Annotated in this window: 24 protein-coding genes; 14 read left to right on the top strand and 10 right to left on the bottom strand. The window is 50.6% G+C overall.

Annotated features, from left to right (window positions below; translation table 11 throughout):
* Positions 1-4: 4 nt before the first annotated feature.
* Positions 5-865 carry a dTDP-4-dehydrorhamnose reductase gene (gene rfbD / locus E3E28_RS04365; protein WP_167914177.1) on the top strand — a complete coding sequence of 287 codons (861 nt, stop codon included), beginning with the start codon at positions 5-7 and terminating at the stop codon, positions 863-865.
* Here rfbD and E3E28_RS04360 read toward each other — a convergent pair.
* Genes E3E28_RS04360 through E3E28_RS04340 form a run of 5 tightly spaced genes read right to left on the bottom strand, consistent with a single transcriptional unit; the run spans position 857 to position 5,340 of the window.
* A complete protein-coding gene (locus E3E28_RS04360) occupies positions 857-2,227 on the bottom strand; it encodes a sulfatase-like hydrolase/transferase (protein ID WP_167914176.1) in 1,371 nt (456 codons plus the stop codon). The two genes, rfbD and E3E28_RS04360, sit on opposite strands and share 9 nt — an antisense overlap.
* A gap of 23 nt (positions 2,228-2,250) precedes the next feature.
* Entirely contained in the window at positions 2,251-3,162 is a 912-nt protein-coding gene (locus tag E3E28_RS04355; RefSeq protein ID WP_167914175.1) for a glycosyltransferase family A protein, read from the bottom strand.
* A gap of 6 nt (positions 3,163-3,168) precedes the next feature.
* Complete coding sequence (locus E3E28_RS04350; RefSeq protein WP_167914174.1) at positions 3,169-4,266, bottom strand: DegT/DnrJ/EryC1/StrS aminotransferase family protein; 1,098 nt, start codon at positions 4,264-4,266, stop codon at positions 3,169-3,171.
* Positions 4,263-4,922: an acyltransferase gene (locus E3E28_RS04345; RefSeq protein ID WP_167914173.1), complete on the bottom strand. Its 660-nt coding sequence runs from the start codon at positions 4,920-4,922 to the stop codon at positions 4,263-4,265. The genes E3E28_RS04350 and E3E28_RS04345 overlap by 4 nt, the downstream gene beginning before the upstream one ends.
* Positions 4,855-5,340 (bottom strand): FdtA/QdtA family cupin domain-containing protein, encoded by a 486-nt coding sequence (locus tag E3E28_RS04340; protein ID WP_167914172.1) that lies wholly within the window; start codon positions 5,338-5,340, stop codon positions 4,855-4,857. The genes E3E28_RS04345 and E3E28_RS04340 overlap by 68 nt, the downstream gene beginning before the upstream one ends.
* A gap of 158 nt (positions 5,341-5,498) precedes the next feature.
* Here E3E28_RS04340 and E3E28_RS04335 point away from each other — a divergent pair, with 158 nt between their 5' ends.
* On the top strand, positions 5,499-6,557 hold the full coding sequence (locus E3E28_RS04335) for a glycosyltransferase family 2 protein (RefSeq protein WP_167914171.1): 1,059 nt from the start codon (positions 5,499-5,501) through the stop codon (positions 6,555-6,557).
* On the opposite strand, the gene E3E28_RS04330 is transcribed toward E3E28_RS04335, so the two are convergent.
* Together E3E28_RS04330 and E3E28_RS04325 are read right to left on the bottom strand one after the other, a co-directional pair.
* Entirely contained in the window at positions 6,505-7,479 is a 975-nt protein-coding gene (locus tag E3E28_RS04330; protein WP_167914170.1) for a glycosyltransferase, read from the bottom strand. The genes E3E28_RS04335 and E3E28_RS04330 overlap by 53 nt on opposite strands.
* Positions 7,476-8,594: a glycosyltransferase family 4 protein gene (locus E3E28_RS04325; protein WP_167914169.1), complete on the bottom strand. Its 1,119-nt coding sequence runs from the start codon at positions 8,592-8,594 to the stop codon at positions 7,476-7,478. Before E3E28_RS04325 ends, E3E28_RS04330 begins: the two co-directional genes overlap by 4 nt.
* Before the next feature lie 74 nt (positions 8,595-8,668).
* Here E3E28_RS04325 and E3E28_RS04320 point away from each other — a divergent pair, with 74 nt between their 5' ends.
* Positions 8,669-9,829 carry a site-2 protease family protein gene (locus E3E28_RS04320; RefSeq protein WP_167914168.1) on the top strand — a complete coding sequence of 387 codons (1,161 nt, stop codon included), beginning with the start codon at positions 8,669-8,671 and terminating at the stop codon, positions 9,827-9,829.
* Here the strand turns inward: E3E28_RS04320 and E3E28_RS04315 are convergent.
* Positions 9,813-10,559, bottom strand: a complete 747-nt coding sequence (locus tag E3E28_RS04315; RefSeq protein WP_167914167.1) for a hypothetical protein — start codon at positions 10,557-10,559, stop codon at positions 9,813-9,815. The genes E3E28_RS04320 and E3E28_RS04315 overlap by 17 nt on opposite strands.
* Before the next feature lie 60 nt (positions 10,560-10,619).
* On the opposite strand from E3E28_RS04315, the gene E3E28_RS04310 reads away from it, so the two are divergent.
* The 8 genes from E3E28_RS04310 to E3E28_RS04275 all read left to right on the top strand — a co-directional run bounded on the left by E3E28_RS04310 (position 10,620) and on the right by E3E28_RS04275 (position 14,551).
* Positions 10,620-11,597, top strand: a complete 978-nt coding sequence (locus E3E28_RS04310; RefSeq protein WP_167914166.1) for a TIGR00269 family protein — start codon at positions 10,620-10,622, stop codon at positions 11,595-11,597.
* Positions 11,598-11,640: 43 nt separating this feature from the next.
* On the top strand, positions 11,641-11,961 hold the full coding sequence (locus E3E28_RS04305) for a ribbon-helix-helix protein, CopG family (RefSeq protein WP_167914165.1): 321 nt from the start codon (positions 11,641-11,643) through the stop codon (positions 11,959-11,961).
* Positions 11,961-12,401, top strand: a complete 441-nt coding sequence (locus tag E3E28_RS04300) for a putative toxin-antitoxin system toxin component, PIN family (RefSeq protein WP_167914164.1) — start codon at positions 11,961-11,963, stop codon at positions 12,399-12,401. The genes E3E28_RS04305 and E3E28_RS04300 overlap by 1 nt, the downstream gene beginning before the upstream one ends.
* 10 nt (positions 12,402-12,411) lie before the next feature.
* Positions 12,412-12,606: a TIGR04140 family protein gene (locus tag E3E28_RS04295; protein ID WP_167914163.1), complete on the top strand. Its 195-nt coding sequence runs from the start codon at positions 12,412-12,414 to the stop codon at positions 12,604-12,606.
* A gap of 63 nt (positions 12,607-12,669) precedes the next feature.
* Positions 12,670-13,251 (top strand): hypothetical protein, encoded by a 582-nt coding sequence (locus E3E28_RS04290; RefSeq protein WP_167914162.1) that lies wholly within the window; start codon positions 12,670-12,672, stop codon positions 13,249-13,251.
* Between the two features lies 1 nt (position 13,252).
* Positions 13,253-13,546, top strand: coding sequence for a transcriptional regulator (locus E3E28_RS04285; protein ID WP_167914161.1), 294 nt, complete (start codon positions 13,253-13,255; stop codon positions 13,544-13,546).
* Positions 13,547-13,659: 113 nt separating this feature from the next.
* Entirely contained in the window at positions 13,660-14,250 is a 591-nt protein-coding gene (locus E3E28_RS04280) for a hypothetical protein (protein ID WP_167914160.1), read from the top strand.
* A gap of 4 nt (positions 14,251-14,254) precedes the next feature.
* Positions 14,255-14,551, top strand: a complete 297-nt coding sequence (locus E3E28_RS04275) for a transcriptional regulator (protein WP_167914159.1) — start codon at positions 14,255-14,257, stop codon at positions 14,549-14,551.
* On the opposite strand, the gene E3E28_RS04270 is transcribed toward E3E28_RS04275, so the two are convergent.
* Positions 14,538-16,529, bottom strand: coding sequence for a DUF460 domain-containing protein (locus E3E28_RS04270; RefSeq protein ID WP_167914158.1), 1,992 nt, complete (start codon positions 16,527-16,529; stop codon positions 14,538-14,540). The genes E3E28_RS04275 and E3E28_RS04270 overlap by 14 nt on opposite strands.
* A gap of 121 nt (positions 16,530-16,650) precedes the next feature.
* Here E3E28_RS04270 and E3E28_RS04265 point away from each other — a divergent pair, with 121 nt between their 5' ends.
* Positions 16,651-16,980 (top strand): hypothetical protein, encoded by a 330-nt coding sequence (locus tag E3E28_RS04265; RefSeq protein ID WP_206203857.1) that lies wholly within the window; start codon positions 16,651-16,653, stop codon positions 16,978-16,980.
* On the opposite strand, the gene pcp is transcribed toward E3E28_RS04265, so the two are convergent.
* A complete protein-coding gene (pcp, locus tag E3E28_RS04260; RefSeq protein WP_167914156.1) occupies positions 16,970-17,572 on the bottom strand; it encodes a pyroglutamyl-peptidase I in 603 nt (200 codons plus the stop codon). The two genes, E3E28_RS04265 and pcp, sit on opposite strands and share 11 nt — an antisense overlap.
* Positions 17,573-17,632: 60 nt before the next feature.
* On the opposite strand from pcp, the gene E3E28_RS04255 reads away from it, so the two are divergent.
* Together E3E28_RS04255 and E3E28_RS04250 are read left to right on the top strand one after the other, a co-directional pair.
* Positions 17,633-18,745, top strand: coding sequence for an NAD(P)/FAD-dependent oxidoreductase (locus tag E3E28_RS04255; RefSeq protein WP_167914155.1), 1,113 nt, complete (start codon positions 17,633-17,635; stop codon positions 18,743-18,745).
* Positions 18,746-18,754: 9 nt separating this feature from the next.
* Positions 18,755-19,102, top strand: a complete 348-nt coding sequence (locus tag E3E28_RS04250; RefSeq protein ID WP_167914154.1) for an ASCH domain-containing protein — start codon at positions 18,755-18,757, stop codon at positions 19,100-19,102.
* Positions 19,103-19,132 lie beyond the last annotated feature (30 nt).

The raw sequence follows: 19,132 nt of genomic DNA, 5'->3' as shown, positions 1-19,132 counted from the left end.
TGCTATGAGGGTTGCAATCATAGGGGCAAACGGCCAGCTTGGAAGTGACCTTGCAGAAGTTTTCAAGAAGAAAGGCTTTGATGTTATTCCTTTAACCCATAAAGACCTTGATGTTGCCGTTGCTGAGAGCCTGCGAATTTTAAAGGAGGTTAAACCTGACATAATTGTAAACACCGCCGCCTATGTTCGAGTGGACGATGCCGAGGTCTACCCAGAGAAAGCTTTCGCCGTCAACGCGATAGGCGCGCTGAACGTTGCAAGGATTGCGGATGAGATAAACGCAGTAAATGTTTACATTAGCACAGACTATGTCTTCGACGGGAAAAAAGGAAGCCCCTACATCGAAAAAGATGCCCCAAACCCCATAAATGTCTACGGAACGAGTAAGCTTGCAGGCGAAGTTTTCACACGGAACTACTCACACAGACACTACATCATAAGGGTGGCAAGCCTCTATGGTAAAGCGGGGGCAAGAGGAAAAGGCGGGAACTTCGTAAACTGGGTCATCGAAAAGGCAAAGCACGGGGAGAATCTTAGGGTAGTAGTAGACCAGGTTATGAGCCCCACCCATACCCGAGATGTTGCAGAGACCCTTGCGAAACTTTTGGGGCGTGAACCTCCGTATGGAATCTATCACATGGTGAACGAGGGATATTGCTCATGGTATGAGTTCACCAAAACAATATTTGATATTCTCGGCTGGGATGTTGAGATAGAGCCGATAAAGTCGAGCGAGCTGAATAGACTCGCGAAGAGACCAAGGTTCTCAGCACTGGAAAACAGAAGACTCCATGAGCTCGGCCTAAGGATGCCGGACTGGAGGCAGGGATTAATCAGATATCTAAAAACGATAGGCCTACCCTAGCTTCCGTAAACGTTTCACTAACAATTGACGTTTTAAAAATTGAACAACAGCTTTTTTCATTTCGCTCACAATATTGGGAGTTATAGAGATTGAGGGGTCATACGAGATTATGTCTTCAAATTTCCAATTAGTCACATTGAATATTCCTTTAAAAGTCCGATAGTATACCGCAATCCTGTACTTCTCAAGGTGCATGATATTTTTGAGTTCAGTGGTGTTATTGGGGATTACTTTCCCAGCTATTCCATAGGACTCAGAGAATACTACATCAGAAAAGAGGACCTCATCAGATACTCCCTTCTTGTTCATAGCAATATTCACTGTGAGAGATTTTAAAGAATTTAAACTTATCCACTTCCATTCATCATCGATACAGTTGGAGGTGTGGACATCCATAAAGGAAGGATATTTTATGAGTAGAGGAACCCTTAGCAACTCATCATACAGAAAATTACCATGGCCAATCCTACCATGTTCCCCCAATAGTTGTCCGTGGTCACTGGTCACCACTATAAGTGAGTTGTCAAAAATGTCATGACTCTCGAGAACGTGCAATAAAGATGATAACTTGTGAACTAAATATTTGGCTTGAGTATCATATCGAATCCGCCATTTAGTTGCAAATCCTTGGTCGAGGTTACCGGTTTTTAGGTGCTCTGATAGAACACTTAAATTGTCGTTCACGAGATACGGTTCGTGCATCTCAATTGTGTTTATAAAGACGAAGTTGTTATAGTATTTTGAATGCCCCAACCTGTCCAGATAACTATCCAAGTTCTTCGTTATAGAGGTTATTCCTTTTTCAATGGGCCAATGTTTTATCAATGCCATAATATAGGGATAGCTACGATTTAGGGAATATTGAAGGGCGCTTTTAAGGAGCAATTTGTACTTCCTACGTGAAAACAGATACATTGCCACTGAATGAATATCCTGGTACACACTAAACAAATCGGATATAACTTTTCGTTCAGATTGGGAGAGAATCGATGGGACCGTCATTGGAGGAGAATAATACACATAGTCAAATCCTTTAAACCCAAATTCAGGATGTACAAAAAAATTAGCCGTTAAAAGGGCTGTAGTATACCCAGCTCTTCTCAGTTTGAATGTTAAAAGGGAATCACCCTGTACCAACTTAACATGTGGTATCTTCTTGGTGCGAGTTTCATGAGCCCTATGAAATGAGGGATATAAACCTGTCAGCATAGAGGCATGACTTGGAATCGTCCAAGGGGATGGAGCTATAGCATGAGTGTAATTCACAAAACCCATTTTCTCAAGTGTCCGTTCAATATTTTCCGAGTAATCCTTCCGGAGGGTATCCAAAACTATTATGAAAATATTGGGGCGTTTCTTCAAAGTCACGTCCCCCTTTTAAGTTGTCAATTCTCATGAGTGGATTCAAAAAGTTCTTCTCTAACAACATACGTCCATTTACCCCAGAGAGGTCTAATCAGCTCTGGTAGAGGTGGCTGTCCTATATATTTTTCAATCTTGCGATTACCATACCAAGACCAGGTGGTATCAACAATTTCTTTTGCGACAATCTCCCAAAAAGCACTCCAATCTTTAACGAACTTAAGCTTTGAAAGGACCTTGTCATATGGGCTCCAATCGTAGTTCCGGTAGAATTTTTTATGCTCCTCAATACGAGTTATATAGTTACCAGGGAATATAGCATAGTAATGATACACCGGAACGGGGACATAGGCGTAATGTATTGAATTCAAAACACCGTAGGGGTGTCTTAAATTCCTAAGAACCAATTTTGCTATCCCCTTAAATGTAAATTTAAAGCCAGAACTATCACCTCCAAGGAAAACATCTCCTGTGTTTCTCGCAAATGTAGGTGCCCACAATTCTGGTTTTACTATCCAATCACCAACAAAGTACAAGTAGGGAATGAAAAATATATCGACCTGGGGTTTTGCTTTAGCCAGGAACAGTAAAGTTTCAATGGTCGATTTATCAAAAACATGATCGGGGTCAAGTTTTAAGATATAATCCCCCGAACTTTCCTGGATAGCTTCATTAAGAAGCCTCGCAAATAGTTCTCCCATACTACTTTTGGTCGTCCACCTTGTGCGTTTTATTATAAGCTTGTCATTATAATGCTCTTCCAATCTCTTTAAAATTTGGTACGTGCCATCCGTGCTATATCCCTCGCAAACAATGAATTCATCACAATACTCTATTACCGAAAGAATAGCTTCAACAAATGGGTACCCCTGTGAAATCAAATTTCTTGCAAGCATGATACAAGAAAGTTTTAGATTGCCTGTAGCTCCAGTCATTGTTCCTCACCGACCAATGAACTCAAGGACGGTATTGGCAATGGACTCAACTTCTCCATTACTTAGCCAGGGATACATCGGCAAAGAGAGGACTTCTGAACTGATACGCTCTGTAATGGGAAGCCTGACCCTATACCCCAACTCCAAGTACGCTTTTTGGAGGTGAACCGGAACGGGGTAGTGTATTTGAGTTTTTATTCCTTTTTCCGAGAGGTATTGCTGAAGTTTATCCCTGTTCTTATGTCGGATGACGTAGAGATGGTAAACATGCTTTGCCCATTCTTTTTCGGAAGGGGTGATAACATCAGAATTGTCTAAAAGTTCACTATATAACTTTGCAATTTTTCTCCTTTTTTCGTTCCATTGGTCAAGGTACTTCAGTTTTATCCGAAGAACTGCGGCTTGGATTTCATCAAGTCTACTATTAACACCAACGAAATCGTGGTAATACTTTTTAGGGGAACCATAATTTCTCATCATCCTTAACTTATCAGCAAGTTCTGCATCATTCGTCACTATAGCACCTGCATCACCATATGCCCCAAGATTTTTTGTTGGGTAAAAACTAAAGCAAGCCAAGTGCCCAAAGGTACCAACTTTTTTACCCTTATATTCAGCCCCATGAGCCTGACTTGCATCCTCAATAACATACAACCCATACTCTTCAGCGAGTTCCATTATAGGTTCCATATCGGCAGGATGACCATACAGATGAACTGGAATTATAGCTTTTGTCTTAGGAGTTATGGATTTTTCAAGTTGGTCAACATCAATCGTGTACGTCTCAGGGTCGATATCAACAAAAACTACCCGTGCACCGTTTCGAACTATGGCATCAACGGTGGAAATGAAAGTATGAGAAACTGTAATTACTTCATCACCTGAGTGTATACCCAGAGCCTTAACAGCAAGATAAAGTGCATCAGACCCAGAGTTAACACCGATAGCATATTTAACCCCAAGATAATCCGCAAATTCTTTTTCAAATTGGTTGAGTTCATTCCCCAAGATAAACCATCCACTTTCAATGACCCTTTGAATAGCACGTAGTATCTCGTCACCAATCTCTTGGTATTCCCTCTTGAGGTCCACAAAGGGTATCATCTGAGTCTCACCACAATCTCGTTACCATCAGTGTCTTTAATCTTTTTGTATTCTTTACCACAACTACACTTTGCTATGCCGTTCTCATCGAAGTTAAGGTCCTTCCCACATTCACAAACCCATCCTTTAATCCTAGCTGGCACTCCATAAACCAGTGCATAATCTGGGACATCTTTTGTAACAACGGAACCCGCCCCCACCATAGCCCACTTACCGATAGTTACCCCACATATTATAGTGGCGTTAGCCCCGATACTAGCCCCCTCTTTAATGTACGTTTTAGTAAATTCTGGTGGATACTGTTTACTCCTTGGGCGGGGGTCATTAGTAAACGTTGCATTTGGGCCAATGAAAACATTATTATCAATTCTAACTCCATCCCATAACTGAACGCCATTTTTTATGGTAACATTATCCCCAACTACGACATCATTCTCGATGAAAACATTATCGCATATATTACAATTTTTCCCGATTCTTGCGCCAGGGAGAATATGAACAAATGCCCAAACTCGAGTTCCACTTCCAATATTTTCAGTTTCAACCAAAGCATTAGGGTGTATAAACACTCCACGGGATTCAAGAGTCCTATGAATCTGCTTTATTTTTTCCGTATAATCTTGATATTTTTTCTTCAACTCTTCTATCTGACTCATTCCAAAATCCCTCCCTTACCTTCTTTTGAAACTCTTCAAAATCCCGGATATAATCAGATTCATTATAAAACTCAGACGCGAGAACCAAAGCAACAGCATTCGAAGAAAAATCAACAAGCTCCCTCCACATCCCAGGGGGAATATACAAACCATAGTGGGGACGGTTCAAAAAGAAGTCCTTTTGGGAGTATCCATCATGGATAATGACGCGAAAGCTCCCACTCATAGAGATTATTACCTGCTCAAGTGCGATATGAGCATGTCCCCCTCTTATAGCGCCGGTAGGAACATCATAGAGGTAATAAATTCTTTTTATCTCAAAGGGGACATGCCTCATTTGTTCAATGAATGTTAAATTCCCCCTATAATCATGCACAATGGGAAACTCTATAATCCTACATAAATCCAACCGAGACATGGGATTCACCCTAAAATCCTTCTTATTAACATTGGGATTCTAATACAAAAGTCTCTTATAAAAACTACGGTTTAAATTCTAACTTAGCCTATGCAAATGCAATGTTAAATATAACGGAATACAAACATTTTTAACTTGAGTATACGGCAGATAAAACAATGGGAAGACACAGGGTCTCTGTGATAATCCTCAATTGGAACAGCTGGAAGACCACTATTGAAGCCGTTGAGTCAGTTTATACCTCCCATTTCCGTAGCTATGACGTCATAGTAGTAGACAACGCATCCACTGATAATTCAGTCAATAGGATTGAGAAATACGCCCAAGAAAGGAAACCCCCAATTAGCGTCTTTAAGCTCTCAGAGGAGGACGCCAAAAAAGGTAAGTTCAACAAGCATAGATACGAAAAATTAGACCCCAACAGAAGACTTATCCTGATAAAAAACAGAGAAAATTATGGATTTGGCGGAGGAAACAATGTCGGAATAAAGTTTGCTCTAAGTGTTCTGAATGCAGACTACATACTTCTCCTCAATGATGACGCACTCATAACACCTGAAACAATTACGAAGTTGGTCCAAACATCAGAACGCACACACGCAGGTGCAGTTGCCCCCAAAATCCTCTGGGCAAGGAATCCCGAGTTGATTGACAGTGCAGGGGGAGAATATTCAAAGAACGGATACAGCTTTGATAGGGGAAAATTCAGACCCAAAACAGAATTTTCAACAAAAGAAGAAGTCCCAACATTATGTGCGGCCTGCGCCTTGTACTCTTCTAAGGCATTACTTGAAGCAGGGCTGTTCAATGATAGGTTATTCTTCCTATACTACGAAGACACAGACCTTGCATCAAGAATAAGATGGGCGGGATTCCCATTAATCTACGAACCCTCTGCAATAGCTTACCACTATGGAGGAAAAAGCACGGGGGGACTTGAAGTAAGCGACCTTGCCGTTTCCCATTCTCTCAAGGGGCATCTTATTTGCGCATTTCTGAATCTTCCCAGGAGGTATGCCCCCCTATATATCCTCGGTAACGTGCTCTATGCAGTATACAACGTAGTTCTAAGAGGAAAAGTTAAAGCAGTAGTGAAGGGATACACAATGCTATTCCGCATCCTTCCAGAGATGTTCCGAGAAAAAAAGCGAATACAAAAACGCATCACTGAAGAAGAGTTTTCAAAGCTTCTAACTTTGAAATGGAGAGTTTCTTAAGGAATTTTTTATCAAGACACATTTTATCAAGAATATTCGCGAAATTAGCATGTGACACTACCACGCACCGCCCCTTAACTTCCCCCGGTATCTCTGCATCCTCAAAAACGATAACGGGCTTTTCCCTGGCGAGGGCCTCAACAATCGGCAGGCCCCAGCCCTCGTATTTTGACGCATGAACGTAGACATCGAGCGAGTCATAGAACTCAACCAGCTCCTCATCGGGTATGAAACCGAGGAGTTTTATCCGCTCATCGCCTTCGGCCAGCTTTTTAACGCGCTCGAACTCTTCCCCGGTTCCGGCCAAGAGAAGTCTGGCGTTCGGATTGTCCCACTGCTTGAACAGTTCAACTAGAAGGGCGTGCCTCTTGTGGTAGTCCATCCTCGAGATGTATCCCACCATGAACTTCCCCTTCTCCCTGAACTTCCCGGCATGGGGTGGTTCAATGAGAAAGCGCTCGTCTATCGGCTGGTGAACGACCTTTATCTTATCCTCTGAAATACCCGCGAAGCGGACCAAATCGACCTTCGTCAGGTGGGAGACTGCGTAAACCACGTCGCATTTCCTCGCCGAGATAAGACCGAGGCGAATGAAGAGGCGCTCGAAGAGGCCTTTGAATCCCTTCCTCGGGTGCTTCAGGGGGATTAAATCGTGTATCGTGACCCGCTTTTCCGCCTTCGGCTTGAAGAACGGGAGCGTTATACCCTCTATAACGCCGACGGCATGGTAGGCATCGCATTTCGAACGGACGAGCCAGAGGGGAACCCTGAAGAACTGCCAGAGGAAGTACGAAAACCTCTCGCCGGGCGACAGCTCGACCTCGTGCCCCTCCCGCTCGAGGGTCCTGATTAAGTTCCTTGTGTAGACGGCGATTCCTCCAGCTTTGGTGCTCAAGCGCCGGACTATCAGGCAGACCTTCATTCAACCACCCCGTAGACCGTGAGAAGCTCCCTAACAATCTCGTCCCAGTCATAGTGTTCGGCATTCCCCTTCGCGATTCTCCCCAGCCTTGAAGAGTTCTCATGAGCGAGCATCAGCGCCCGGGAGAAGGATTCCTCCTCCAGAGGAACGACGAAGCCCGTTTTGCCGTCCTCAACAAGGTGCATCGAGGCGTTCATAGGGTGCTCAACGGTTACCACAGGGAGACCAGAGGCCATCGCCTCGAGGACGACCATGCCGAAGCCCTCCCTCCGCGAGGGAAACGCGAAGACCTTTGAGGCCTTCATGAGGGCAATAACGTCTTCGTAATCCTTCAAAAAGCCCGTGAAGGTGACGTTATCATCGATTCCAAGTTCCCGGGCGAGGAGTTCAAGCTTTCCCCGTTCGGGGCCGTCACCGGCTATGATTGCCCTGAAGTCTGGGAACTCATTTTTAAGCAGAGCCAGAGAGCGTAGGAGGAAGTCAACGCCCTTCTCGGGTATTAATCTGCCAACGAAGAGGAAATCCGACTCCAGATTCGAGTGCTTTACCGAACGAATAAGATTGAGGTCTATGCCGTTGGGAACGAGGTAAACCGGCTTCCTGAGACCGGCGTTTAAGAGGTCGAGCCTCGTCTTCTGGGAGACGGAAACGTGCCTTTCAAAGGAGAAAAGGCCCCTCTCGAGGGTTTTCCCGAGGAGACCGGCCCGGCCGAGGTAGTCGAGCCAATAATCACCCCAGAACTCGTGCCAGGTTATGAGGACGTTCTCCATGCCAAGGAGCCCGAGGGAGTACGCGGGGAGATAAGGACTCGCCTGGCAGTCAACGACATCAAAGCGCTCGCCCTTGAGCCGGGAGACGAGTGAGAGCGAGTGGAGCAGTGGAGGGAGAATTGAACGTCTTCCACCTGAGTACAGGTTGTCGACACGAACGGTACCGTGGTAGTGAATCCCCTCGCGCTCGATATCATTCGCCCCATCCCAGTGTTTGTAGCCGTAGACGTGGACCTCATGAGAACTGGCCAACCGCCTAGCCAGCTCATAAATCCGCTTCTCAACACCCCCTTTAACCCAGGGGTAGACCACGTCATAGACGAAGGCTATTCTGAGGCTCTCCATCGCCACATGGTTGTCCGCTAACGTTTATAAGACCATCTAATGAAGTTAGCCCAGCGGAAAAAGGGTGTTGAACCATGGTGAGCACCGCGGTCATAGTAGTAGTCGCACTCACGGCATTCTGGCTGGTTCTGTACTCCCTGTTTGGAAAGAAGGAGATAGACCCCGAAACAGGGGAACCGATAGAGAAGGAAGAAGGGCTGAGCGTTGACTTTCTCGTGGCGATGTGGAGGACCAAAAGGCTCCTTGGATTCATAGACAGGATTTCCAGAATAAACCCCCGGTTCTGGAAGGTCTACGGCGACATAGGGGTAGCCCTCGGCTACATGGGCATGGCCTTCGTCTTCTACGCACTTCTCAAGACCGCGGTTGAGACCCTCAAGACCAAAACAAGCCCCTCCGGAGTTCAGCTCGTGATTCCAGGCGTTACAATTCCCCTCTGGTACGGCCTTATCGGCCTCGCGGTCGTTATGGTCGTGCACGAGCTCAGCCACGGCGTCGTCGCGAGGGCAGAGAAGCTCCCGTTAAAGTCCGTCGGTCTGGTTCTCCTCGCTGTGATTCCCGGTGCCTTCGTCGAGCCCGACGAGGAAAAACTATCGAAGGCACCCCTCCGCTCTAGGCTCCGCGTCTACGGTGCCGGTTCAATGGCCAACGTCGTGACGGCAATCATTACGGCACTCATTCTGAGCTACGCAATAACCCCCATCCTCGTGCCAAACGGAATCCAAGTAAGTGATGTGATAAAGGGGGCCCCCGCCGACGGGGTTCTCCACAAGGGAGACGTAATAATCGCGATAAACGGGCAGAGCGTAAAGACCATGGACGAGTTCATATCCCTTATGAACAAGACGAAGCCAGGAGAAACGATAACGCTCACGGTTCTGCGAGACGGGAAGGAGTTGAACCTTAAACTGACCCTCGCCGAAAACCCTGATAACCCCGGTAAGGGATTCATAGGAATACGTCCAACCCAGTACGTGACCTCGAAGGTCGGGCACGACAACATAATCCTGCCACTGTTCTTCTCGCTCTACTGGATTTACATGCTCAACATAGGTATAGGCCTCATGAACCTCTTCCCACTGGTTCCCCTCGACGGTGGAAGGATGCTCGACGACGTGATAAAGGAGTACCTGCCCGAGAAGGTCGCGAGGCCAATAAGATACGCGACGATAGGAATCGGACTGTTCCTCCTGGCCCTGAACGTCCTGCCCGCGATACTCAATCTCGCAAGGTAGGCAGGATTTCCACCCTTCCCTTTTTGAACCTGAAGATTCCAGTTGATGGCTCGAAATCGGGGAGCAGGGACTTGACAACGTGGATGTTCTCGACGCCGGGCCTCTCCGTTGGCCGAAGTTCCACTATGTGTTCGGAGTACTGGGAGAGCCACGAGAGGAACCTTGGCGAAACCCGGTCCCTGTTTATGAGGAATATGTTGAGAACCTCCTCTCCCCCCGCACGCGGATAGCTCTCCTTTATTGCCATGTTCTTCTTTAGAATCCTCATCCCGGTGTCCTCGCCAAAGACCTCAACGAAACCGTCCATAGTCACAGTCAGACCGATTCTCTTGGGCCGGTTCGAAATTAGGGTCTTGTAGAGGGCCAGCATCTTGGGGAGGAACGTGCTACCGTCAACCTGTCCCACAGAGTACACGAAGGGTTCCCTCAGCTGAATCCCGTTGACGGAGCCGAAGACATCAACCACCGCCAGGCGGTCTTCCCTGCCGAGAGTCTGGAAACCGAAGCGAACCGCCATCGCATACTTCCTCAAAAGGCTGTATGGGAGGGAATAGTTTGTCACGACCCCATACCAGCCCCGTGCGAGAAACGCCTTGAACACCTCGACTCCGAGCGCCCATCCATAGGAACCCGTGTTGTAGACGATGAGAAGGATTCCGTCCTCGATTATGCCACCACCGAGCATCTCATCAAGGGCACCGAAACCCGTTCTAAAAACCTTGTATCCCATAACCTTCTCCCAATTGAAGGGGCACCCAACCTTTTTAAAAGCCTTTTCTTAGGGCAACCCATGCCAGCGGTCTGCTCCAAGTGCGGTCGTCCAGCGGTCTACCACGCGCGCTACACTGGTAGATACTACTGCCACAAGCACTTCAACGAGATGGTGGAGAAGAAGTTCAAGGAGACCGTCAAGAAGTACCGCCTCATAGAAAAGGGCGAGAGAATAGCGGTTGGAGTCAGCGGGGGAAAAGACAGCGTCGTTCTTATGCACCTTCTGGCGAAACTCCGCGAGAAGTTTCCGTTTGAACTCGTCGCGATAACCATAGACGAGGGAATAGCCGGTTACAGGCCCCCAAGCGTTGAGATAGCGAAGAGGAACGCGAAGAAGCTCGGAATAGAGCACCGCGTTTATTCCTTCAAGGAGTACATCGGATTCACCCTTGACGAGACGGTTGAGATAATGGGGAGCTTCGAGAAGAAGGAAAGGGTAGGTGCCTGCTCCTACTGCGGTGTCTGGAGGCGCTGGCTCCTCAACTACGCTTCCAAAGACGTCGGCGCCGACAAGCTGGCCGTGGGCCACAACCTCGACGACGAGGTTCAGATGTTCATAATGAACATCCTCAGGGGAGATATAGCAAGACTGGGGAGAACTGGCCCCTACTACGAGGAAATCCATCCAGAGCTCGTCCCGAGGATAAAGCCTCTCCGTGAGATTCCCGAGAAGGAGATTGTCCTCTACGCCGTTCTGAACAACATAGAAGTCGACCTGAGCGAGTGCCCCTACGCGGTCGAGGCTTTCAGAGCGGAAATACGCGACTGGCTCAACGAGATGGAGGAGAAACACCCTGGAACGAAGTACCAGATACTCAGGAGCTACGACAAGCTCTTCCCGCTGATAGCGAAGACCTACACAAAGAGGACGAGCGAGCTGAACCGCTGTAAGATATGTGGCCAGCCGACGACGGGCGAGATATGCAAGGCCTGCCAGTTCCGCCTTCAGGTCGAGAGGAAGGCGAGGGAAAAGGGGCTGACGTTCAGGGTTGAGTAGCAAGGGTTAAATACAATTGTAGTCAGTTTGTATTGGTGATTGCATGGCTGAGAGGGTGGAGTACCCGATTTCCGTCAGACTACCGGGCTACGTTGTCCGGAAGATAGACGAACTCGTCGAGAAAAGGGAATTCCGAAGTCGTTCTGACTTCATAAAGTTCGCCGTCACGTTCACACTCGGCCAGATGATGCTCGAAGAAGCGAAAGAACTGGCAAGGAGTCTCAGGGAAGAAGAAATCGGGGAGGAGAGTGAGGAGGCACGGGAGAGACTGAGAAGGGGAGAATTCAAGGATGAGGAGGAAGAAGTGAAAGAGATTCTCAGGGAGGTCGAGAGGGAGTACAAGAAGCTAATGGGTGCCGAGTAATGAAAGTCGTCATGGACACCAACGTCGTCCTTGGCGCAATGATAAAGTCAGATGGCCTCTCAGCGCTTCTCATAAAGGCACTCGATGGACGTTTCCTCGTGAATTACACGAGCGAAGAAGCCCTAACCGAGCTCAGCCTGAAGATGGGGATTCTGGCCGAGAAGGGAAAGCTATCAAGCGAATGGAAGCGAATTCTCGCCCGGTATCTGAAGGGCTCTGTAATTGTAGCGCCCTCGGTGAGGGTAAACCTCTCCAGAGACCCGGACGATAACAAGTGGCTTGAGATAGCGTACGAAGGAAAGGCCGAGTATATTTTGACATGGGACGACGACCTTCTGGCCCTGAGGGACGAGAACAAGGAATTAACGCTTCAAGACCACAAAATAAAAGTTCTCAAGCCGATAGAGTTCTACCATGAGATTCTAAAGAGATTCTGTTGAGAGGGGTACTATGATTATCGAGACGGCCGTTCCCTTTGATGAGCTTGAGGAGATAAGGGGAAAGAGCGGGGCGGGTGTCAGCTTGACACTCCTCGAAACCATCGAGAGGAACGGAATAACCCTTAGCCGGGTTCTCGTGGAAGGTCCTCCCACGGAAATCGAGCGCTTCATGGAGAAGCTCCGCCTGGCGAGGGCCGGCGGTTAGTTTGGGCCCCAAACTTCCGGGCGGGTATTTAAGGAGTTCATAGAACTTTTCTCGGGTGGGAACATGGAGGGGATAAGTGAAGCGCTAAGAGCCGTTGAGCGGGAGCTGAACCTCGCGAAGAAGGCCTACAACTCGATAGTCTACCTCTACTGGGCGGTAGCGTTCCCGGCCATCTACATTACCTCGGTGATTCTCTCAGCGTACGCCGGGATTTCAATCGAATCCACAACGGTTCTCCTCTCGGCCCTCGCGATACTGCTCTTTGCCGTGGAGGAGGGACGGGCCATAGGCAAGGTGCAGGAGATAGAGAAGGTTCTCGGGAGAAAAACGCCACTCAACCTGAGGTACCTCCTCGCCCAGCTCATCGTCTGGCCCGTAGTCATCGTGGCCGTGGGGTTGAAGGTTAATGAGGCCTGGCTTTCACCACTCCTCGCGATAGGCTCCGGAATGCTCGCCCTCGCAGTTATAGATTACGTTTTCCTCCGAAGGGGCTGGGATAAGGCCGTCATCGGGGCAACGATTCTGCTCCTCAGCGTTCCTTACGGAAGGGTATCCATCGCCAAGGGCGCGTACGCAACGCTCGTACTGTCTCTGGCCTTCGCGCTCGGCGCTTACCTGGTGCTCATGAAGGCTATGAGGGAGTGATATGCTCGAAAAGCTCGCGGGGCTCTCGAAGTCACCCCTCGGCAACCCCACGAGGTTAGCGATAGCCCTCTACCTGCTGTCAAGGGAGAGGGCAACGTTCTCGAGCCTGAGAAAAGCTTTGAACCTCACCGCGGGAAACCTTGAGTTCCACCTGAAGGCGCTTGAAGAGGCCGGAATCGTGAGGACCTACTACGGCTTTGGAAGGCGACCGAGGAAGTTCGTCGAGCTGACTGAGGAGGGGGTAGAAGAGCTGGGCGAGGCCCTCAGGGTCCTGAGGGAGGCAGTTAGGGACTAACCCCGCCTTTATCCTTCACGCTCCAGCCAATCTATCGGGCTTTACTGTTCTGCGCTTCAGAGAAACTTCACGTTATAAATAGACCGAACGCCAAGAAACAATGGGTGAGAAAAATGGAAGAGTTTAGGGAACTCAGAAACGTTCTGGAGAGGGTGGAAAGCAAGCTCCTCGCGAGCAGAAAAATCTACGGGGCGCTGAACTTCGCGGTGTGGCTCGCTGTGATGACGGGCTACTACGTTCTCGTAGTCCCGATGGAGGGAGGTTACGTCGAGTCCCTGCTCTACTGGCTCGTCGGGGCCATTGTAGCCATCTACGTCACGAAACGGGTGTGGGAGAGATACATTGCAGTTCTCGTCTCAGAAACCGGGGAAAAAAGCGGGATTGGTCTTAAAATCCTGCTCTCGTGGGCCGTTGGGAGCACGATTGGCTGGGGAATAATCCCCCGCCTCGGACTGACCACAAACACCAACGAGACCGTTGCCATCTCAATCCTGAGTTTCCTTGCCATCTCCCTCGCGGGTCAGACGCTGGCAACGGGTGACAGGGAGGAGATACCCGCGTTTCTCGTGCCGGCCCTGGGAACAATCCCGGCGGTGAAAATGGGCAACACGGCCCCCCTATGGGCCGGTTTCGTGGTGGCCCTCGGGTTCAGCCTCACGATAATCCTTTACCTCCACTCCGCCTTCAAAGCCATCGAGCGGTGATAGAATGGAATCCCCCAGGGAGCTGACGAAGAACCACGTTCTCGGAAATCCGATAAGGTTAGGAATAATGCTTTACCTACTCCCCCGGCGCAGGGTCCTCTTCAAGGAACTCCTCGAAATACTTGAGGTAACGCCAGGGAACCTTGACTCCCACCTGAGAGCGCTTGAGAAAGCCGGTTACGTAGAGCTCTACAAGGTCTTCGCGGACAGGCCGAGAACGGCCGTGAAACTCACGGAGAAAGGGGCCGAAGAAACGGGAAAGTACTTAAAGGCCCTTAAGGAGGTACTCAGCTCCGTTTAGTCTCCTCCTCGGCCTTCCTCTTGAGCTCTCTGATGCGCTCAATCCTGTACTCCTCCACCAGCTTGAGGAACTTCTCGGTTTCTCTCTCCTCGTCTTCCTTCCTCCAGCGCTCCAGTAGCTCATCGATAGCCCTCTCAAGGGTTTCGCGCTCAACAACCGCGAACTCGTCAACGCGCTTTACGTCAAGTTCTTCACTCGTGAAGAATGGCACGTGGGCCTCGCGGAGAACCTCCCTCACCGGCCCGGGAAGAGGCTTCTCGGTTATCAAAGCTTTAATTCCCTTCTCGACCAGCTCCTCGGCGATGGCCTTTCCGGCCCCGGCTGGATTGATTACAAAGAGAACGTCGCCCCTCCTCAGTCCGACCTCGCGCTCAATCCTCTCAAGTTCCCGCCAGCTGAGGACCCTTAGCACTTTCAGCGGAACCGCGCTACCGCGGATTTCGACCACGTTCATCCTCTTGACCTTGACCAAATCCCTGCTCAGCCTCTCGATTAGGACCTTCGCTTCCCTCAGCTGTTTCTCAAGGACCTCTATGCGCTTAACCTTCGCCTCAAGCTCCCTTTCGCGGAGAACTTTTCTCCTGACCTCCTCGTCGTAGTCCGCTATCCTGCGCTCAAGCCTCTCGATGGTTCTCCTCTGCTCGCGGATAATGCCCCTGAGCTCCTCGTTCTCCCTCTCAAGGAGCGCTATCCTCTCCTCAAGCTCGCGGATTTTCCTCACGTAGGGCCTGACGTCAACGCTCGGTTGCTCCTCGGGTTCTTCCTCTTCCCTCGGCCTCTCGCGCCTCGCAACCTTCTGCATGGCCTCGCCGAGGTTGTAGCCCTGAATCACTAAGGCTTTCACCTCGTCGGCCCTCTTGCTTAGACCAGCATCGCGGAGCTTTGCCTCGACGTGCTCAAGCTTGGGCTTTAGGCGGAGGTATGCCTTGTAGGCGGCTGCTAAGGCGTCGCGCTGGTGGTCGTCGTCAACCTTGATGCCGAGGCTCCTCAACAGCTCGTTCTTCTCCTCAACCCTTAAGCTCTCCCTCGGGACGAAGAGCTGGGCCTTGAAGGAGCGGGCTATCTTTTCGACGAAGCCCGGGGCCGGGGAAACGTCGGTCGCCACGATGACGGGGTGTCCTATCTCGCTTATGAACCTGAAGACCTCGCCGACAGGCATGTTCCTCTCGCTGTAAAGAGCCACCACGTTGCCGTTGAGGTCTATGACCGCTATTCCAACCGTTATGCCCGGGTCTATGCCAACGATGACGCTCCGCCTCTCCCTTACGGCCTCCTCACCCCTAAGCGGGGCGAAGCCAAGCTCTGCTCTCTCGACCGGGTAAATCCTGACCTCGACGTCGCCACCCCGCATAGGCCTCACGATTCCCGCCAGCTCCTCCCTGCTCGCGTAGATTCTGAACTCGCCCCTCGCCAGACCGTAGTCCTTCTCCTCGGTCTCGAGGTCAAAGGGAATGTCCGCTCTCTTCAACCTGTCCTCGATTTCCCTCACCTTGTCGCGGACGAGGTTGTGAACGCGCTTTCTATACCTGTCCTGGCTCCAGCCACCTTTCCCGTGGCTCCTACCCCTGGTTACCTTGACTATGACCTCATCCTCAAAGGCCAGAATCTCGTAGCCGACCCCTTTACTCGCGAGCAGGGCGGAGAGCTTGGCCTCTTCGTAGGGGTCGAACCTGTCGGTTGTTCTTATCCCGTGCTCCCTCGCGAGGCTCTGTAAGCTCCTCTGCTCGCCGGGTCTTCCCGTTACCTGGACAAGCTTCGTGCCCGGCGGGAGGGCGCGGAGAAACTTCCTCAAGTCCTCTCCGAGTTCGGTGACGCTGTCTATTGCAACAATATCAGGCCTCTTCGCCTGGATGAAGCGGATTAGCCTGTAGAGTGTGAACTCACCCTTTCGCTCAAGTTTCCCGTTGTACCAGCTCACGACCGCGAAGCGCTTCGGGTTCTCGCCGATGACGTCAAGGCCGATGATGAGAATGAGCACCACCCTCCACCGGAAGTGACGCGGGGGGCTTTTTAATGGTTTGGCCGACGGAGCTTGAGGTTTCACCAAAACCGTTATTTAGCCCTTGGGTTATATTCAACCCCGGGGTGATAGGGTGAAGATGCGCCTCGTCTTTGACAAAAAGTACGACATCGTGAGCGGGGAGTACATCGTCAGGGTCAGGGAACTCGACCTGGACGATGAGCTAAAGGCCATAGTCGACGGCTTCGACCCCAAGGTCAGGATTAGGGGCGAGGAGCTCGGCCTCAACGAGCTGACCGAGAAGGTCTTCAAGGCAGGCACGAGAGAGGACGCGGAGAAAATAATGAGTGAGATAAGGGGAGCCCTCGTCGAGACCTTCAGCTCACTCATAGCGAGGTTCAAGGAGGCCCAGAGCTTCAACGGCTCCGTCGTCTACGAGATTGACTTCAACGAGCTGTTCAAGGAGTAACGAGCATCTCCAGCGCTTTCCTTATCGCCTCGTTTATCGTCTCCTGCGCCATCGACGGCCTCGGCTTCTCGAGGGCCTGTGCGTGGCTGAAGGGCACGTGGATGAAGCCTGCTTTCGTTTCCATTCCAGCGACCGCTATCGTGTGTAGAGCGGTAAACATCGCGGTGTTGCAGACGTAGGTGCCAGCGGTATTAGAAACCCCCGCTGGAATTCCGGCCTTTCTCAGGGCTTTCACGACCTCTTTTATCGGTATAGTGGCGAAGTAAGCATCGGGAGCGCCCTCGAAGACCGGCTCGTCCTCCGGCTTAAACCCGTCGTTGTCCGGCATCGTCGAGTCCATCACGTTTATCGCGACCCTCTCCACCGTTACGTTCGGTCTTCCACCGGCCTGACCAGTCAGGAGAACAATGTCAGGCCTCTCCTTAGTGATTAGTCTCGGCAGAATCTCCCTGACGCGGTTAAAGGAAACCGGTAGCTGAACCTTCAGGAGCGTTGCACCGTTGAGTTCCTCGGGGAGTGCCTTAACGGCCTCCCACGATGGGTTTATCTCCTCACCACCGAAGGGCTCGAAGCCGGTAACCAGAACCTTCATGGGACCACCGGAAAGGGTAGGTTTTTAGGGTTTAAAAGCTACTCCGGACGAGGGGTGAGGATGAGGTACGACGTCCTAATCATCGGTGCCGGGCCCGTTGGCAATTATCTCGCTAACCTTCTCGCGAGGGACTACAGCGTCGCTGTCGTCGAGAGAAAGAACTCCTTCGGGGGAAAGGCCTGCACCGGCATAATCGGAGCCGAGAACTACGAGAAGCTCGGACTGCCGAAAAAAGCCATCCTGAACGAGCTCTATGGGGCAACTTTCTACTCGCGAATCCAGAGCTTCTCGATTGGGAGGAAGAGTCCTCAAGCGTATCTCGTTGACAGAAAGACGCTTGAGCGGGAGCTCGCGAAGAGGGCTATGAAGAGGGGCGCCGATTACCTGATGAGCACGACCTTTAAGGGCTTCAAAAACGGGAAGGCTGTTCTCCAGCACCTCGGGGAGACGCTCGAGGTAAAGGCTGACTGTTACGTCGGGGCCGACGGCGTGAACAGCACGGTGGCGAAGGCGATGAGAGCGAAGACGAAGGCCGAGTTCCTCAGCGGTTACGAGGTTGAAGTTCTTGGCGAGTTTGAAAGGAAAAACGTCGAGGTCTGGGTGAACAAGGAGATAACGCCCGACTTCTTCGCGTGGGTCGCTCCAATAGACGGCGAAACGGCCAGAGTTGGAACCTTCGGGAGCATAGAGGCCCTGAACAGGTTTCTACGACTCAGAAGGTTAGAACCCACGAGGATTCTCGAGTTTAAGGCCGGAACCGTTGGCTTCGGCTGGAGGAAGCCCTGGGTGAGGGGCAACGTGGCACTCGTCGGTGATTCCGCCCTTCAGATAAAACCGACCACCGCTGGAGGGATAGTCTACGGGATGCTCTGCGCCGAGAGCCTGCGGAAGGCCTTACTCGAGGGCAGGCCCGAGAACTACTGGAGCCACTGCTCGTGGGTGAGGAGGCAGATAAGCTTCGGCCTCAGGTTCAGAAAACTCTTCCTCGGCCTCGACCAAGAGGCGATAGAGAGAATCTTCGAGGTCCTGGGGAGTGAAGAGGCGAGGGAGGTAATAGAAACCCAGGCGGACTTCGACGACCACCTGAGAACGGCCAAGGCTATACTCAAGAGGCCCAAGCTCCTCGCAAAGCTCATAAAGGTCAGCCCGAGCCTGATTAAAGCCCTGCTGTGAGGTGGGAGCATGAGGTGGAAGATGGGCCTTCAGGAGGAGTACTTAAAGGCGATAGCCGAGGGGAAGAAGCGGATTGAAGGCAGATTGTACGACGAGAAGAGGCAGGCCATAAAGCCGGGCGACGAGATAGTCTTCGAGAACAAGCTCGTCTGCGTCGTGAAGGACCTGAGAGTCTACTCATCCTTCAGGGAAATGCTGGAGAAAGAAGGATTGGAGAACGTCCTGCCGGGAGTGAAGAGCATTGAAGAGGGCGTCAAGGTCTACAGGCGCTTTTATTCCGAGGAGAAGGAGAAGAAGTACGGTGTGGTTGCGATAGAGGTCGAGCCAGTAGCGTGGATTGGTGAGCCGTTGGGATAGTAGCACAGTTTTTGATTTTTGAATTACGGG

The sequence above is a fragment of the Thermococcus sp. 21S9 genome (assembly GCF_012027635.1).
Taxonomy (GTDB): domain Archaea; phylum Methanobacteriota_B; class Thermococci; order Thermococcales; family Thermococcaceae; genus Thermococcus.
The sequence above is the reverse complement of the archived record's forward strand: the minus strand, read 5'-3'. Positions and strand labels throughout refer to the sequence as shown.